The organism is Edaphobacter lichenicola, assembly GCF_014201315.1.
Classification (GTDB): domain Bacteria; phylum Acidobacteriota; class Terriglobia; order Terriglobales; family Acidobacteriaceae; genus Edaphobacter; species Edaphobacter lichenicola_B.
The window spans coordinates 174548-192216 of sequence record NZ_JACHDY010000005.1 but is presented as its reverse complement, the minus strand read 5'-3'; the positions used below and the strand labels follow the sequence as shown (position 1 = coordinate 192216).

General features: G+C 58.6%; 14 protein-coding genes. 2 read left to right on the top strand and 12 right to left on the bottom strand.

All coding sequences use genetic code 11. The features are described 5' to 3' along the window. Positions 1-69: 69 nt before the first annotated feature. On the top strand, positions 70-720 hold the full coding sequence (locus tag HDF09_RS16195; protein ID WP_221270181.1) for a hypothetical protein: 651 nt from the start codon (positions 70-72) through the stop codon (positions 718-720). A gap of 64 nt (positions 721-784) precedes the next feature. On the opposite strand, the gene HDF09_RS16190 is transcribed toward HDF09_RS16195, so the two are convergent. From HDF09_RS16190 to HDF09_RS16135, 12 genes are all read right to left on the bottom strand, one after another. Continuing rightward, positions 785-3181, bottom strand: a complete 2397-nt coding sequence (locus HDF09_RS16190) for a S9 family peptidase (RefSeq protein WP_183768211.1) — start codon at positions 3179-3181, stop codon at positions 785-787. Positions 3182-3253: 72 nt separating this feature from the next. Further along, on the bottom strand, positions 3254-3991 hold the full coding sequence (locus tag HDF09_RS16185; protein ID WP_183768209.1) for an RNA methyltransferase: 738 nt from the start codon (positions 3989-3991) through the stop codon (positions 3254-3256). Positions 3992-4064: 73 nt separating this feature from the next. Continuing rightward, a complete protein-coding gene (locus HDF09_RS16180) occupies positions 4065-5018 on the bottom strand; it encodes a YXWGXW repeat-containing protein (RefSeq protein WP_183768207.1) in 954 nt (317 codons plus the stop codon). A gap of 242 nt (positions 5019-5260) precedes the next feature. Continuing rightward, positions 5261-6385: a glycosyltransferase family 2 protein gene (locus HDF09_RS16175; protein WP_260181385.1), complete on the bottom strand. Its 1125-nt coding sequence runs from the start codon at positions 6383-6385 to the stop codon at positions 5261-5263. Between the two features lie 67 nt (positions 6386-6452). After that, the gene (locus tag HDF09_RS16170) at positions 6453-8297 is read right to left on the bottom strand and encodes a glycosyltransferase family 39 protein (protein ID WP_183768203.1); all 1845 of its coding nucleotides are present in this window, start codon (positions 8295-8297) and stop codon (positions 6453-6455) included. 141 nt (positions 8298-8438) lie between these two features. Beyond that, on the bottom strand, positions 8439-10148 hold the full coding sequence (rpoD, locus tag HDF09_RS21175; RefSeq protein ID WP_183768201.1) for an RNA polymerase sigma factor RpoD: 1710 nt from the start codon (positions 10146-10148) through the stop codon (positions 8439-8441). A gap of 459 nt (positions 10149-10607) precedes the next feature. Next, complete coding sequence (locus tag HDF09_RS16160) at positions 10608-11003, bottom strand: type II toxin-antitoxin system death-on-curing family toxin (RefSeq protein ID WP_183768199.1); 396 nt, start codon at positions 11001-11003, stop codon at positions 10608-10610. Beyond that, entirely contained in the window at positions 11003-11230 is a 228-nt protein-coding gene (locus tag HDF09_RS16155) for an AbrB/MazE/SpoVT family DNA-binding domain-containing protein (protein WP_183768197.1), read from the bottom strand. Before HDF09_RS16155 ends, HDF09_RS16160 begins: the two co-directional genes overlap by 1 nt. Before the next feature lie 55 nt (positions 11231-11285). Beyond that, on the bottom strand, positions 11286-12686 hold the full coding sequence (locus HDF09_RS16150; RefSeq protein WP_183768195.1) for a lipopolysaccharide biosynthesis protein: 1401 nt from the start codon (positions 12684-12686) through the stop codon (positions 11286-11288). Positions 12687-12811: 125 nt separating this feature from the next. Next, the gene (dnaG, locus tag HDF09_RS16145) at positions 12812-14617 is read right to left on the bottom strand and encodes a DNA primase (RefSeq protein WP_183768193.1); all 1806 of its coding nucleotides are present in this window, start codon (positions 14615-14617) and stop codon (positions 12812-12814) included. A 178-nt stretch (positions 14618-14795) separates the two neighbouring features. Next, positions 14796-15128, bottom strand: coding sequence for a hypothetical protein (locus HDF09_RS16140; RefSeq protein ID WP_260181383.1), 333 nt, complete (start codon positions 15126-15128; stop codon positions 14796-14798). A gap of 143 nt (positions 15129-15271) precedes the next feature. After that, positions 15272-16258 carry a hypothetical protein gene (locus HDF09_RS16135; protein ID WP_183768191.1) on the bottom strand — a complete coding sequence of 329 codons (987 nt, stop codon included), beginning with the start codon at positions 16256-16258 and terminating at the stop codon, positions 15272-15274. Positions 16259-16558: 300 nt separating this feature from the next. Between HDF09_RS16135 and HDF09_RS16130 the strand changes: the two genes are divergently transcribed. Continuing rightward, entirely contained in the window at positions 16559-17539 is a 981-nt protein-coding gene (locus tag HDF09_RS16130) for a zinc-dependent alcohol dehydrogenase family protein (RefSeq protein WP_183768189.1), read from the top strand. Positions 17540-17669: the final 130 nt, after the last annotated feature.

Genomic DNA, 17669 nt, shown 5'->3' with positions numbered 1-17669 from the left:
CCTGCATCCCACCTAATTGAACGCATTGAAACAATGCCAAGCAAAGAGATGAAGTAAGGAGACCTTTGAATGAAGAGCCAAACCATCCGCACTACCATCCGCACCACAGCCCTCTGCAGCGCAGTTGCCTTCCTCGCCACCAGCTGCAACAAAAAAGCCGACAACACCCTCAACTACACCAGCGCCATCAATAGCTACTACTCCGCCCACCCCGCCTGTCTCTGGTCCGACCCCGTCAAATTCCCAGTGCAGGCTGACACCTCCAACAACAGCAAGACCTCCAACTACGACGCCCTCGTCGATCAGGGCCTCCTCGTCCGCACTACCGCTGAAAAGAAAGTCCTCATCATCGCCAGCAAGCAGGTCAACAACTACGACCTCTCCGACAAGGGCCGCGCCGCCTGGACCGCCGACACCACCCAACCTGGCTACGGAAACTTCTGCTACGGCCATCGCAAAGTCTCCAGCATCGACAGCTCCACCCCCACCACCAGCGACCCCGGCGCCACGACTCAGGTCTCCTACCACTACAACATCCCCGACGCGGCCGCCTGGGCCACCGCCCCCGAGACCCAAAACGCCTACCCACAACTCCAGACCGAACTGGCAGCCCCTCAAAACGCCCAGGCCACCCTCACAAACACCAGCAACGGTTGGCAGGTCTCCTCAGCGAAGTCCGCCAGCACCGCTTCGAGCAACGACGGCAAGATCGTCGAATAATCGCGCAACAAATAATGGGCCGGCAGAGAATCTCCCTCTACCGGCCCATTCGCACTTATCGCCTCTACTGATCATCCTCCGCATCACGCGGACCGCTGCGTATCGCCGTCATCGCCGCAGCATATGACTTCATCTCGTACTCATGCGGCGGTATATTCCCCGCAAGATTCTTCACGAAATAATCCCACCGTCGCCGGGTCATGTACTGACTTGCCTCGCCATACCCATGCGCGACATTTGGAATAATCAGCAGATCAAAGTCCTTATTCGCCTTGATCAGCGCGTCCACGACCAGCAGCGTGTTATTCAGCGGCACATTGTTGTCCGTCGAACCGTGCGCCAGCAGCAGATGCCCCTTCAGATTCTTCGCCACATACTGATTCGCCTGGCTGTCATAGTTCGTCGTCCCGTCGGCATTCTTCACCAGCAGCCCGTTCCATTTCTCCGCCCAGTCATCCTCATAGTCCCTCTGGTCGTGATTCCCACTCTCCGCAATCCCAACCTTGAAGAAGTCCGGGTAATGAAACATCGCCGCAGCCGTAGCATTCCCGCCGCCCGAGTGCCCATACATCCCCACCTTATCGATATCGATCCACGGATGCTTAGCCGCCAGCTCCTTCATCCCCGCCACCTGATCCGGAATCGTATTGTCCCCCAGGTCGCCGAAGTAAAACTCATGAAACGCCTTCGACCGAAACGGCGTTCCCATCCCATCGATGCACACGACAACAAACCCAAGCTCCGCCAGCGACTGCCAATCCCGATGTGCCGCCGAAAAGCCGCGCCCACCACATGATCCCGTCTGCGGCCCCGGATAAACACTATTCACAATCGGATACTTCTTCGACGCATCGATGTTCGTCGGCTTGAACATGTAACCGTACAAGTCCGTCTTCCCATCCCGCGCCTTCACCACAATCGGCACCGGCGGCACCCATCCATAAGCCACCAGCTTCGAGATATCCTGCTTCGCCACCTCGACTACAACTTTGCCGCTCTCATCCCGCACCACCGCCGTCTGTGGCTCGGTCGCGGTCGAGTACACATCGACAAAGTACCTCCCATCCTGCGACACCGTCACCGCATGATCCGCATTCTCCGGCGTCAGCAGCTTCATATCCTTCCCATCAAACTTCACGCTATAGAAGTGTGAAAAATAGGGGTCGCGCCCAGGCTCCTTGCCCACCCCAAGAAAATAAATCGTGCGCGTCTTCTCATCTACCTGTAGCACCTGGGTCACATTCCCATCGCCACGCGTAATCTTATTCTTCAAATTGCCCGTCGCGGCATCGTACAAATACATCTGCCCCCAGCCGTCTCGCTCGCTGAACCACAACAGCTCGTTTGTCTTCGAAAGATACTTCCAGTTCACCTTGTCATTGCCACTCTCGAAGAACTTCGTCGCAGTCTCGCCCATCACATCCAGCACTTCGCCAGTCGAAGCATCCGCGATCCTCATCCACTCCTGCTTGTGATCTCGCGACGTCGAAACAAACGCCAGTGTCTTACCATCTGCGCTCCACTGCACATCATCCCATCCGCTCCCTCCGCGGCAGCTAATGTCATCGCACAGGGTAGACCGGTGCTGATCCGGCGGCATCTTCAACCGAATCACCTTCGCCGCCTTTCCGTCACCTGGCATATCGATGATCACGCGCTCGATCATCGTTACATCTTTGTCCCCCACCAGCGGATACTTCCATACCTTCAACTCCGGATGACCATTCGTCACCGGAACCATATACATTTCGCCCGTCTTCCTCTGGTCCTGCTGAAACGTAGCAATCATCTTTCCATCAGGTGACCACACCAGGACCGCGTTATCGCTCATCGTCCAACCGGCGTTATCGGTCGCGTACCCATAGTCCTTCACTCCATCGGTGGTCAGCTGAGTCTCCTTGCCCGTAGCCACATCGCGCACCCAAAGATTCCAGTCGCGGATAAACGCTTCCTTCGTCTTATCCGGTGCAAGAACTCCGTGAATCTTGTTTGCCGCCTGCTCCCCGCCAGCCGCGACAACCTCTGTGCAAACACCCGCGCCGCTCAGGTCGCAACGAAACTTCCGCGAACCACTCCCCACGACAACCGTCTTGTCTCCATTTGAAAACTCAATCTCGGAGATCATCAGATGCCACGCATCCGCCTTCATCTTGCCGTCCGTCGCACTCGTCAACGCTGCCGCAAGCTTCGCCTGATCGAACGCAGGCGCCTTCGTGCCCTTCGTCGGATCGACCACGATAAACGTGATCCCGTCCGGCCCATTGTCGCGATACCAGAAACGTCCATCCGCCATCCACGTAGGCCGCGCCACGCCGTGATACACCAGCGAGTTCACGTTGTACCCCATAAACTTCTCCGCTTGTGCGTAGTCTTCGGTCGTCAACTGTTTCCCCTGCGTCCATCCGCTTACCGTCAAAGATCCAACCAATGCCGCTACTGCAGCCGTCTTACGCACGACCATGCCTGCCGCCTCCTGATATCTCACATCGTTCAACCTACATGAACTTCATGCGCAAAGGATAATGTCCGTCTTCTAACCACGCACCCGCCACAACACCTGCCGCAAGATCCCCATCCACACCGGCACATCACTCGCCGTCACCCCCATCCGCAAAACCAGCCGCCGAATCTGAGCCTCATCGCAGTTCGCAGGATGCCGCTTCGTATATCCAGTCGTCTCCAGCACCTCGGTCAACAGAGCCATCAGCCGCTCCATCTCGATTACGTTAGGCGCCTCATCCGCCCCACCCCCGGCAACCGAACCCTTCCCCCGCACTAACTCATACAAGCAAACCGCCACCGCCTGCCCAAGATTCATCGAAGGATGCCGGATCTCCTTCTGCTCCTCCATCGGAATCGTCAGCAGCCAATGACAGTGGCTCAGCTCCTCGTTGCTAAGCCCTGTCTTCTCCGAGCCAAACAGCACCGCGACCCGTCCCCTACCCGCCAACGCTAAACCAATCTTCTCTCCAGCATCGGCAAGCGCGTGCAAAGGATGCTGCAGCGTACGCTCCCCCACTGCCGTCGTCCCCACCACCACCGTGCAATCCGCGACCGCCTCGGCAACGCTGACACACGCCTCGGCCCCTGCCAGCACCCCAGACGCATCCACCGCCGATCGCGCCGTCTCAAACGGCACCGCATACTCATTCACAATCCGCAGATGGCGAAAGCCAAAGTCGTGCATCGCCCTCGCAACCGCTCCGATGTTGTTCGGATTGCGCGCCCGTACCAGCACCACAACGACTCTGTCCCGCTGTTCACCTACCATCCTTAAGATTCTAGGCGCACAAAAAAGCGGCCGGCTAAATATCCGCCGACCACTTCCTCTTCGTCGCTACAAACTACTTCCGCTCGTGTGCCTCTGCATGCGGATGCTCCTGCGTGTTCGCGTTGTGCTTGTCGTTGTAGATCGATCTGCTGACGTTATTCTGCCGCTGGTTGATCTGCTGATGCTCCTGCGCGGTCAGATGTCCGCCGTTTGCAGCACGGTCAGCCGCAGCCTGATGATTGATGCTCGCCTCCCTGTGCTCCAGGTTGCCCGTCTCATGAGCGGTAAGCTGACCGGACTGCACACCCTGCCCAATACGCTGCTGCTGGTTCGCAGCACGCACGCCAGGCCGCGAGAACGCTGCATTCTGAGGATGACCGCCATTGACCGACGCGAAGTTGCTGCGGTCAGCATGTGCCATCTGCATATGACTCTGCTGCTCCCCCGTCGGTGCAATGTGGTTCTCCCGTGCGAACCCAGCCTCCTGCGCCGAAGGACGAGCCTGGATGCCACCGGTCCCGCCATTGAAGCTCGTACGGTTGTAGACCGTCGTGTGGTTGATCACCGTATTGTCGATATACGTATTGTGGATCACCGTCCGATTCACATTGACGACCGCGGTGTTATACGCAAAGCTGTTGCCAACCCAGCGGCCGCCGCCAAAACCAACGCCGCCATAACCGAATCCATAGTTCACGCCACCGTAGAAGCCCACGTGCGGCCCCCAGTAACCAGCGTGGAAGAGGTAAGCCCCACCGCCCCATCCCCAGTAGCCCGGCGTCCACAGCAGTCCAACCTGCGGCGGCCGAACCCAAACACCAGGGACCCAGTAGTAGCCCTCATCGCCATACGCCCAATAGCCGGGATTCCAAAGATATCCATCGCCGGGACAGATCGGCTGCGTATAAACCGGCAACACCGGCGGCGCAATGCCCACCGAAATAAAGACTCCTGCAAAAGACGCTGCGGGCAAAAGCGCAAGAGCCGCGCCCACCACAAACTTACGGACTAAGTTAGTCAATCTCATACATCCATCCTTTGGTTGGCCTCACGGCACCTTGGCCGCGGCACTCAAGTTGTTGAATAGCCTGAAATCTCAACCAGCCATTCGCTCTTTACCCTCCGTACAAACACGCGACCTCGGCGGAAGTTCCGCACAATGTACGGTAGGCTCCCGCGAAATCCGCAAGATATCCCTCGATGGTTGTACGAATACACGCGCGAAGAAGTGCGGGGGCATCTCGCGTTGCATGCAAACAAGTTTTATTTCTATCGGCGGTTCATTCCAAGCAGACTAAGAAAGAAGCTGCCGAATATCGCTTCCACCCCCAGCATGAAACAGGTCGCCGAAGGCAGAGTGAGACGCAACATGCGCTGGGGCGAGAGGTTTCCGAATCCCGCACTGTGCCAGATGTGGATGGCATAGCCAAGAATTCCGAGACCAGCCAGTAGAAGTACAGCTCCAAACAGCAACCCCACTTCGAGATTAATGTAATTAAAGATGCGCTCGAACTTTGGATTCGGCGGCAGAAATCCCTCCTGCGTGCCGAAGACCCGCGCGCTGACCGCGAAGACGGAGATGTGAGCTCCGATAAGAACGAGGCCGAGCGCATAGGTAAGAGTGTCGACGTCGAAGGTCCATCGCCCCACGGTCTGTGGGCCTGGAATGAGCCAGAGCGAAAGGATGATCCCGACGAAGAAGGTGACGACGCCTGGAATCAAAAAGAGCCACCGGGGGCTGAAGAGAAGAAGAAAGCGAAGATGACGCCAGCCATCGCGCCAGGATCGCAGGTGAGGCGGGCGGCTGCGCCCATCGGGCGAGAGTGTGGTGGGAACCTCCGTCATACGGAGACCGGCGAGGGAGGACTTTACCACCATCTCCGAGGCGAACTCCATGCCTGTAGTGCGCAGGTTGAGTGCGAGGATGGGATCGCGGCGGAAGGCGCGCAGTCCGCAATGGAAGTCGCGAACCGGGATGCGGAAGAAGATGCGACCGATCGAGGAGAGAACCGGATTGCCGAGGTAGCGATGAAGCGGCGGCATGGCTCCGGGCTCAATGGTGCCCGAGAAGCGGTTGCCCATGACGAGGTCGTAGCCTTCGTCGAGCTTTGGCAGGAAGCGGGGAAGATGTTCGAAGTGGTAGCTGGCGTCGGCGTCGGCCATCAGGATGTACTTGCCGCGGGCAGCCTCAATCCCGGCGATGAGTGCTGCCCCGTAGCCGCGAGTGGGCACATTGACGACGCGAGCACCTTCATCGGTGGCGATCTTTTGTGAGCCGTCGGTGCTGCCATTGTCGGCGACGACAACCTCGCCGGCAACGTTGTTATCGCGGAGAGCGGCGACCGCCTGGCGAACGCAGAAGGCGAGCGTCTCTGCCTCGTTAAGACATGGCATAAGGATAGTTACCGTCAGATCGCTCATTGTTTGCATGTACCAGAGTGATGATATGGGACTAGCGGCGTCAGGGGTGAAGGTTTTCCGTAGTAGTCGCCGTAGGAAGGTTAAGAGGAAGAACGTAAAAAGGGGAGCTGTCCAGCTCATGCCAGCCCGCCGAGATCGGATTCGTGCCGGTCATGAGGCCAGGGGTGAAGTAGCCAATGAGTACCTTGTCGCCCTGACGACGCACGACGTCGATGGCCTCGTCGCGGTTGGGCATAGCAGCAAAGGAGGGATAGAGAGGCGTGGTTGGCACATAGATCTCGGTGAGGACGCGGACACCAGCCAGTCGCGCCCAATAAGGATCGTAGAGGCAGGCGGTGGTTCCGATGCACGCGACGGTATCGCCAGGGCCTACGCCCATGTCATTGAGTGCGTGGGCAGCCCCGAAGATGCTGGGGCTGTACCACCCGGCAGGCAGCCCGGCGAAGGGGAGTTCCCGACGAAGCTCTCCGACCGTCCGAGCGGACTCGCCGACAGCCAAAATCGCAAGCAGAACCACGGCTGCCGAGGCTGCGGTGCGCGTGGCAGATGCTTCAACGCCAGTCGAAAGACGGAGTGCCGCGAAGAGAGGCAACAGGATCGCGAGAAGGCCGACGGTGATGTAGCGATCCTCGATGTTCACCATGCCGTAGATGCCGAGGACACCAAGGCCGAGCAGAAATGGTGCGACCCAGAAAGCATTGGAGGAGGGTTGCCAGTCTCGGGACAGGCACCCTCCCATAAGCAGAAGAAGAACGAGAAGGAGCCAAGCCTCGGGGTGATTCGCAATGTACCGAATAATGCGCACGATGCACTGGCCCACAACGACGATCTCGATGCGCGGGTTCATGTGCGCCTTCACCTGGTCGTTCCAGAACGAGTTGTCGAACCAGTCGGGATAGGTGCCATAGGGAAGCTGACGATAGCTGAAGATGCCCGGCGATTGGAGTAACTGTTTTTCTGGATGTTTGAGATGAACCTCAGATGCACCGAAGAGTGACGTCTGGTTAGGCTGGAGATGCATCTTTTCTGTGCCGCTGATGAACCACGCGTAGTTGAGAGTGCCGGAGTCCCCGAAGTCGAAGCGTCCCTTTTGCCTGGAGAGCGCGGCAATAAATGGACCCGCAATCACCAAGAAGCAGACCAATGCGAGAAGACTTGCCGCTGCGATCCTGCTGGCAGAATGCCGCTGCCAGAAAGCGCGAAAGAGAATCAGCGCAATGATGCAGAGGAGAGTGAACAGGAAGGCGAAGGATTTGGTGAGGTAAGCAAGGCCGAGGAAGATGCCCATCAGCGCGGCGTAACGCAGCTGGCTCGATGCGAGATGTTTCAACAGCGCGGCCAGGCCGAGAAGCAGGAAGGCCTGAAGGAGCGCATCAGGACGAACCTTGCCCATGCTGAGTTCGCGCTGGGTCGAGATGACAAGTAGTCCTACACCGAGGTAGCGCAGGGTGTAGCGGTCTAAAACAAAAGATGCAGGAAGGAATGATCCGGCGTTTGGTGAAGCCGTCGAGTCTTCGCGGAGGTCGCGAAGTTGGATAAGAGCGTCTGTGAAAGCGACGATGGCCAGCATCTCCAGCAGGAACACGCCGAAGTTAACCATGTAGTAGGCGTGAAGCTCGGTGAAGCGAGTGGCGTGGAAGACGACGTGGCCGAGGGCGAGAGCAGCAGGATAGAGTGGGTTCCAGTAGCCGTTGACGACGCCGTGCCAATTGTGAGCGCGGATGAGGTCCCCGATGTCCATGTAGGAGACGGCGTCGCCATCGATCTGGTAGGGATCGTAGAGCGCGTAGCCGAAGGTTACGAGGGCGGCAAGAAAACAGTAGATGGGCCAGAGGCGACGCAGCCAGTAAGGAAGACGGTTAGGCTCCGACAAGGGGAGTGTCATGCGGCGGGGAGATCCTCCGTGTTGATAACCATCATCGCAGATGATCCCTATGGAACGGCTGCTACTTCGGAGGCGGTATGCAAAGTAAAACGGGCGGCAGCTCACGCCGTCGCCCGCTAAGTTTTCCTTGCCTGAGGGTTGTTACATATCCTTGACGCCGTCGACGAAGGCCTTCAGCTTGCGGCTGCGGCTGGGGTGACGGAGCTTGCGGAGTGCCTTGGCCTCTATCTGACGGATACGCTCGCGGGTGACCTGGAAGGACTGGCCAACCTCTTCGAGCGTATGCTCGGAACCGTCTTCGAGGCCGAACCGCATCTTGATCACACGCTCTTCGCGCGGAGTCAGGGTGCGCAGCACCTGCGAGGTGTACTCCTTCAGGTTGACGCTGATGACAGCGTCCGCCGGTGAGACGGCCATGCGGTCTTCGATGAAGTCTCCAAGGTGCGAGTCTTCTTCTTCTCCGATAGGAGTCTCAAGCGAGATGGGCTCCTGCGCGATCTTCAGAACCTTGCGGACCTTCGCGACAGGGATGTCCATACGGCGGGCGATCTCTTCCGACGACGCCTCGCGGCCAAGCTCCTGCACCAGTTGACGCGAGGTGCGGATGAGCTTGTTGATTGTCTCGATCATGTGGACCGGTATGCGGATGGTGCGAGCCTGGTCCGCAATGGCGCGGGTAATGGCCTGACGGATCCACCACGTGGCGTAGGTCGAGAATTTGTAACCACGACGGTACTCAAACTTATCAACAGCCTTCATGAGGCCGATATTGCCCTCCTGAATGAGGTCGAGGAACTGTAGGCCGCGGTTCGTGTACTTCTTCGCGATCGAAACAACGAGGCGAAGATTGGCCTCGATGAGCTCCCGCTTGGCGCGCTCAGCGTCCATGTCTCCCTGGATCATCTCGCGCTGCGTGCGCTTCAGATCGACCAGCGAGATGCCTGCATCGGCTTCGACACGTTCGAGATCGGTGCGGCAGTTCTTCTGCTGGCGGCGATACTCCTTGCGCAGCTCTTCGGACTTCGAGGCCTCGTGCTTGGCCTCAAGGGTCTTGATCTGGCGCTCGAGGGTGCGCATGGCGTCAACGGTCTTGTTGACCTTGTCGAGCAGGCGCTTCTTTTCGCCATTCGTGTACTTCAGCTCGCGAACAATACGGTTGATATAAACGTGTTCGCGGCCGATAAGCCAGCGGGTCTTACGGGTCTCCCTGGCCTTGGCCTTGGCGTCTTTGCCCGCAGGCGCTTCGAGCTTTTCTTCGAGGGCGTGGAGCTTCTTCTGGTGCTTGACGATGACGTCGATACGGCCGGCAGTGGCGCGGACGCGAGCCTGCAAAATCTCTTCCGTAAGCTCTTCTTCATCGAAGGTAACGACTTCCTTGATGTTGCGAACACCGCGGCGCAGGTCTTCGCCGAGCCCGACGATCTCGCGAATGACAATAGGCGAGCGCGAAATAGCCTTCATGACGCGAAGCTGGCCGCGTTCAATGCGCTTGGCGATCTCGACTTCGCCCTCACGGGTAAGCAGGGGAACGGTGCCCATCTCGCGGAGGTACATACGGACAGGGTCGTTGGTCTTCTCGAGCGTGCCGGGCGACAAGTCGAGCTCTACGTCGTCGGACTCTTCGCCGGCCTCAGGTTCGTACTTGTCGCGGCCACTGGCGCGCTCTTCCCCCGAGAGCACGTCGATGCCCTGCGTGTTGATGGTGGTGAGAAGGTCATCGAGATCGTCGGGGGTGGTAATATCTCCAGGCAGCAGGTCGTTGACCTCGCCATAGGTGAGATATCCCTTCTCTTTCCCGGTGTCGATGAGCTTGTCTATATCGTCTTCGTACTTGTCGATTTCTTCAGCCACGGCTGTGCGCACTCCTGCAAAAGATTCTGATAATTGGGATGCCGCTGGTAGTAATTGTGATATTCAGGCGGACTTGTCCCTTGGTTGTAACGTAATGGGCAGGGAGCAGATTGCGGTTTAGACCGCGTTGGCAAGCCCGATTGACCCTATAGAGGGTCTGGGCATTCGAAGGCACACTTCCCCAGCGAATCACAGGATACCACAATAGTTAGACGCATTCCGAGGAAAAAAGATTCGGCGGAGCCGTGCGAAGTGGCTCGCCCTTCATGCCGTTCTGGTGACTTGGACAACGGCGCAGGTGAATATCTTTCCCGGCAGAACCATAGTCATGGTGGCAATGGCTGCAACGCAAGTGGTAGATGGTCTGGCCGGGGAAGGACTCCGAAGGAAATCCAGTCCGGGAGATGACAATCTGACCATGCTTATTCCTGTATCCAGGGGTAGTGCTCTGAAAATTGGTCATCTCTCCAAGAGAACAGCATGTTTGGCGAACCAGGCGGTCAGCTCGTCCTCGCTCAGGGAGCCGTCGGCTAGGTGCAGAAAGGTGAAGTAGACGTCTTCTTTGGAGGCTTCCAGGTCCCAGCCGTTTCGATCTAAAAATGTCAGCGAAACCACCAGGGGGGTGCGTTTGTTGCCGTCGACAAATGCGTGATTGCGTGCGATTCCAAAGGCATTGGAGGCGGCGAGACGAAAAATATCGGGTGCATCCGCATACGCTAAGACGTTTCGCGGCTTGGCGAGCGCGGAGTCAAGCAAAGTTTCGTCGCGGATGCCATCCGAGCCGCCGTGCTCGGCGAGTTGCTCCTGATGCATCGCAAGCACGGCTTTTTTTGAAATCCAAAGTGGCTCTTCCATTACTCCGCTAACTTCCTGAGGACATCACGATTCTTTCGCATGATTCGTCTCGCAGACTCCATCTCATCAGCAAAATTCTGATCGTATGCAGTGAGTTTAATGCCGTCAGGAGTGTCAAGGAAATACAGGCTATCGCCCTTTTCTACGTTCAACTTAGCGAGAATCTCCTTAGGCAGAACGATTCCGACTGAATTGCCGATTGTGGTAATTTTTACTGCGTTAGCCATGGCGCATCTCCATGCGTTTATTATAACTCACGTTATAACCGAGAGAAGTTTTTTATTAGCTTTCAAAGCCGGGTCTGGAACGGCGGATTCGGGCAAGAAGCGAGGCCGGTCGCAGCGACGGCGGATAGTGGAGCATGCTGGCCAGGAAAGCCGGCAGGGTATCGCGAGCGATCCGCAGGCAGGCAGGCACAACGTACAGGTTCATGACGATCTCGGAGATCAGGAGCGAGGCAGCCGCTCCATAGAGGCCGTAGGCTCCCGCCAGCACGTAGCACAGGACGCAGGCGACACTAGTGCCGAGAATGTAGTAGGTGGCAAGCCGCTGATGCTGATTGGTGGAGGTCATCAGGGTGCCGCAGGTGGACCACAGGGCGTACAGAACGACGATGACGAGAAGAATGCTGAGCAGCGGCCGGCTCGGCGGCACGTGGCCACCCGTCCAGTGAACCAGGAACCACGGCCCGAAGCTCAGCATCACCAGAACCAGCACCAGCGCCACGATAAGGGCCAGCTGGCAGGCGCGGCGGAGGAGCGTGCGAGTCAGCTCATAGTTTCCCGCCCCGAAGGCGATCGACATCTCGGGCTCGAAGGTGTTGTTGACCATCTGGACCATCTGCAGCGCAACCCGCGAGACGGTGCGGGCCGTGCTGAAGATAACCACCTCGGTGGGCCCCAGCGCATAGCCGACAGCAAGCAGGCTGCCCTGAAGGCTGAGGGCATTGCCCAGGGGAAATCCCATAAAGGCGAAGGCCGGACGGGCCAGCTTGCGAATCTCGGCGAAGCTGGCATGTTGCCACCCGTACTCAATCCAGGGAATGTCGCGGCGCACCAAAATGCAGAAAAATAGGGTGATGGCCACGTTGACCGAGGCAAAGACCAACGCCGTCGTACGTGCTCCCGCGCCCAGCGTGACCGCACCGATCATGCAGCCAAAGGCGAACAGGGAAAACATATTCTTGAGGAAGGTGCCGTAGGGATAACGGCCAACTGCCCGGTAGGCCGACTGCAGCAGTTGCTCCAACTGACCGAGCAGCACGGAGACCCCAAGGTAGAAGATGATCCACTTGGTATCGGACTCCCCCAGCGTGGTGAGCCTTAGCAGGCGGGAGGCAGGAAGATAGTAGAGGGTTCCCGAGAGCAGGACGATCGTCGCCGTGCAGATGAGGGCAATAAGCCACCAGCAGCTCTGGAAGACGCGGAGCGCAGCGGCACGGTCATCGCGCGCCACCAACATGGTCATCTCATTGCCCGCAACCGAGCCGAAGCCGGCGTTGCTGAAGCTGAGATACGCAGGGATGGAGTTGACGATCATCCATTCGCCATAGAGCGGTACGCTCCAGAAGTGGAGGAAGACCGGAATCTGAACGAACTGAATCACGGTAGTGGAGAGTTTCCCTACCCAGTTGGTCAGGAAGCCGAGCATCAGCCTTCGCTTTGTGGACCCGTCCATAGTCATGACTGAGTGTTGTTCCTGGTGGTTTCCCGGTGGTTCCCTGATTGTTTTCTGGATACAGAGCAAGTCTACTTTCTTCTCGCCCGCTGATTTGAAGGATGTTCCTCAGAAACGAGGAAGAGGCGTCATTACTCTTTCAGCCTTCGGTCAATTTGAATCTTTTCCGCGGTCAGCTTGGTGTCATCGTCGCCCCGGCGGTGAGCTTCGGCGATGAGGGTCCGAAGCTCGCGCTGGCGGCGTTCGAGCTGACGGTATTTGAGCGTTTCGAGCGTGTTGTTTACGCGCTCCGTCATGGATTGCGCATTGGCCGAGGCGCTATCGGGGTCTTCTGTCTCCTGAAGAGTGCGGGCCAAAAGAACTCGGCTGGGCTCGTCGGGTGCGGCATCGAGCGGGTTAGACGGAACCGGGGCGTTGGCAAGGGACTCGAGTAATCCAGCAGAGGGAAGACTCTCATACCACTCAGGATGTTGGATGAGTTGTTCAGCAGCCAGAGTGCGAGCCGGGTCACCCTCGGGGAGAACGAGAGCGCGGAGAAGCACCCGCTCGGTCTCGCTCGCAGGGTCGTGCGCATGGGAGCGAACGCTCTCCACGCGTTGTGCGGCAGCCTGTTTCAGCTCCTGACGCAGGATCGCAGAGTCTATGCCAAGTTTTTGTGCAGCGTCCGCAGCGAACTCGTCGCGCTGAATGCGATTCGGCATGCGACGAATATGTGGAAGGAGGAAGTTGATAGCCTTCACCTTGGCGTCGGAGGTCCGCCCCGGGAAGAGGTGGCGGGCGCGGTCGATGAGGAAATCGGAATGACGTATGGCGGCGCGCAATGATGTCGCGTAATACCCGAAGGTTTGGTATTTTGTAATGCCCTGCTCGCGGATGAAGCGGTCAGGGTCGAGGCCGCCCTCGAGGGTGACGACTTTGACAACGAAGCCCTCTTCGATAAGCAGGCCGATGGACTTCTCTGCGGCCATTGCGCCGGCGGCGTCGGGGTCGAAGTTGACGATGACGTTTTTGGTGAAGCGGCCGAGGAGACGGATCTGCATCTCGGTAAAGGCGGTGCCGGAGGTGGCGATGACGTTGTGGACGCCGGCCATGAAGACAGAGATGCAGTCCATCTGGCCTTCGACGAGGAGCGCGAAGTCATTGGCGCGGATCTCGGCCTTGGCTTTGTCCAGGTTGAACAGGACCTGGCCCTTGCTGTAGAGCGGGGTCTCGGGGGAGTTGAGATACTTCGCGATGGGGCGGCCCTTTTCGTCTTCCGCGTCGAGTGCCCGTGCAGTAAAGGCGATGGTCTTCCCCTGCTCATTGGCGATTGGGAACGTGATGCGCTTGCGGAATCGCGCGTAGAGCTGGCCCTGGCCGCCATCGCTCTGTTCTTTGGCACTGAACAGGCCGCTCGCCCGCAGGACTTCGTCCGTGAAGTGCTTCGCAAGCTGCTCGCGCATGTGGTTGAAGTCGTCAGGCGCGTAGCCGATCCGGAACTTCGCAATGGTCTCGACCGTAACGCCCCGTCCAGTCAGGTATTCGCGGGCGCGAGCGGCCTCAGGAGCTTTCAGCGCTGCTTCAAAGTACTGCGTGGCTGCTTCGTGAACGTCGATAAGCTGCCGGCGAAGGCCGACCTCGCGGGCCTCCTCAGGAGAGCTGAACTCACGCTTGGGCAGCGGAATGCCGCACTTGGTGGCTACCACGCGAATAGCCTCGGGGAAGCTGATGTTCTCCAGCTTCATCACGAAGGTGAAGACGTCGCCCTTTTCGTGGCATCCAAAACAATAGAAGTAGCCGTGAGTTGCGTTGACGGAGAAAGATCCCGTCTTCTCCTTGTGAAACGGGCACAGGCCGGTATAGTTCTGGGCGCCGGATTTGCGCAGCTTGATGTAGTCGCCGATGATCCGGACGATATCGGCCTGTTGCTTGACGGTTTGTGCGAAGTTGTCAGACATACGTGCAGCGAGGGCGTTCTAACCGACGTCCTGAACGGATACGGATGAGGAATCTCTTTTTGTCGCCCTTATAAGAGTTTAGACGGAGAAAAATCAGCGGAGAGGATCTTTGCTCAACGCAAAAGAAAAGGCTCCGTAAGGAGCCCCTCTTTTCTTGCCTTCGCAGCTTGCCGCGGCGCTAAACGCCGGAGTTGTGCTTCACCGCAGCCTCATATCCAGCAGTAAAGTTCGAGCGGTACTCCTCGCGAGCCGCTCCCTTGACCGGAGGATGAACATACAGGTGAGACGACTTCGCATCGATCTTACGCTTCGCCGTCATGTCCAGTTGAGCCGCTTCCACTCCATCACGGTAGGCCGACTGCGCCTGCTCGGTGCCTGGAGGAGGCGTATTCCAGCTGCGGCTCTCGGTCGTTGGTGCCTGGTTTGCCTGGGCGTGCGCGAAAAATGTTGCACCGCTCATAAGTGCCACTGCAAACAGTGGTGTTGCTATTCGAGTTAGGTTCTTCATCATGTTTCCTCTTTCCTTCAGGCGAATAGATGCACCCGAAGGCCAGAGGGAAGTTACCATAACCCAATAATTAGTAGCAAATTCACGAAGAATCGCTGCGTAATCCCTTTCAACGCCGGATATTTTCAACACTACATATTCGACCACTACATATTGGTGTGGCCGCCGCGCATATCCTCATTGAACGTAGGCTTGATGAACGCCAGCGCATGCGCCAGTTCGGCGGCATACTGCGCACGATGTCCCATCAAAGCCTCGGTCGGTGTGGCATACTCGGTATCCGCCGCCAGGTGAATCAGCCCCTCGCCCGCCAGTGCCGCTGCCGTCTTCTTCAGCTCCTCCACGGTAGAGTTCAAATACTGCGCATCCCGCGGATCCAGCAGCCACACCGGCTGTCCGCCGCCCAGCACGCCCGACAGCCAGAACACCTTCGCCGCCAGATACTCCTGCCGCTGCCCCTCGGTCGTGTCGTTGAAGTTGAATCGCTTCTTCCACGGACTATAAAACCGCGTCGTCACCGGAACCGGCTGCCGATTCCCGCTCTTCACCAGCTCCAGCTGCCCCTGATCCATCGTCTTTCGCACCGCGTTGTAGATAAATCCTTCGGCAAACGGCTGCTCCGGAGCCTTCACGATCTCCGCAAACGTCACCGTCATCGACGCCGCCACCTTCGCATGCAGCGGACTTCCCTCGCCATCCTGCAGATGAACCTCGCCATGCACCAGAAACGTATCCGCACCCGAGGTCGACGCATGGAACGGCCACGTAAACTTCTCAAAGCTCAAAGGCAACCCATGCAGCGTCAGGTAGTAGTCCTGCTGCGGATTCTTCAACCGCTTCGCCGTCTCCCCCAGATAAACCCCAACCTCCGCCAGCATATCCGCCCGGCTGAAATCAAACTTGTCGCTCAGCTCCAGCACCTGCGTCTTCATCACTGGAGTGGAGATGCCAGGAAGCTCGCTATGCGTCGGCACTTGCGTCTTCGAGTGATCCGCAACCAGCGCCAGCATGAACCGCGTCGTCGGGTTTCCTGAAAAGTCCTGCCCTACTGCGCTTGAAACCACCACCAGTCCAGCCGCCTTCGCCGCTGCCTCAACCTGTCCAGCCAATACCTCTTGCGTTCCCATTGCCATCTGCCTCAATCGTCCTTTGCGTTTTGCGTATCTGTTCTATTTTACGGGTTTCGGTTATAAATCGCTGCATTGCTGTCCTGCCGGACGGGCCTCCTGCGCGAAGAGCAGTCACTTCGTGACGCGTGTACCCGCCCAGGTAGGATTGGCTGTATAGAGCCTCCCCCTAGTCGGAGCGATCTTTCCCTCCGACCAACGGGAGGACCAACACCTTTCCCTCGGCACGACAAGGTATACACCCCACGAAGTGGGCGCCCCGTGCGTAGCGGGCCCGTCCGGCAGGACAACTGCATCCGATATCCCATGAAAGCCGCTATCCTCCACTCCGCCAACCAGCCGCTCCGAATCGAAGACGTCCCCACGCCCGTCGCCACCGCGGGCAATCTCCTCCTCCGAGTCCTCGCCTGCGGAGTCTGCCGCACCGACCTTCACATCTTCGAAGGCGATCTTCCCCTCATCCAACAACCGCTCATCCCCGGCCACCAGATCGTCGGCGAAATCATCGACGGCGCAACCCCCGACCGTCCCCACGGCATGCGCGTCGGAGTCTCCTGGATCGGCGGAACCGACGGCACCTGTCCCTTCTGCCGTCGCGGCGAAGAGAACCTCTGCGACAACCCCGTCTTCACCGGCTACACCATCAACGGCGGCTATGCCGAGTACGTTCTCGTCCGCTCCGACTTCACCTACCCGCTCCCGGACGCCCTCGACGACACCCACGTCGCGCCCCTCCTCTGCGCCGGCATCATCGGCTTTCGCAGCCTTCGCGTCGCGGGCACTCAGCCCGGAGAGCGCGTCGGACTATTCGGCTTCGGCGCCTCAGCCAGCCAGGCAATCGAAGTCCTCCGCCACTGGAGCTGCGAGGTCTACGTCTCCACCCGGGGCGAATCCCATCGCGCTCAAGCCTCGTCTCTCGGCGCAACCTGGGTCGGAACAGAAGACGACAAACCGCCCGTCCAACTTGACCGCGCCATCACCTTCGCACCCAGCGGAGCCGTCGTCGTCAGCGCACTCTCCAGCCTCCGCAAAGGCGGTATCGTCGCCATCAACGCCATCCACCTCGACCAGATGCCCGCCTTCGACTACGACAAGCTCCTCTGGGGCGAGCGCCAGATCCGCAGTGTCGCCAACATGACCCGCCAGGACGCTCTCGACTTCCTGCAACTAGCGGCCGAAATCGGCATCCGCCCCCAGGTTCAGGTCTTCCCCCTCGACCGCGCCGACGAAGCCCTCCAAGCCGTCAAACACGAAACCTCCAACGGCCCCTGCGTCATCGTGCCCTAACTAACTATCCGCGCTCTTTCACCGCCGGATGAGTACCGCAGTGCCGACAAATCCGATCCGTAGCCCACCCTTTGGGTAACCACCGAGTCCCCTACCATCGTCAGATCAAGCTCACGGCAACTCACGCCCA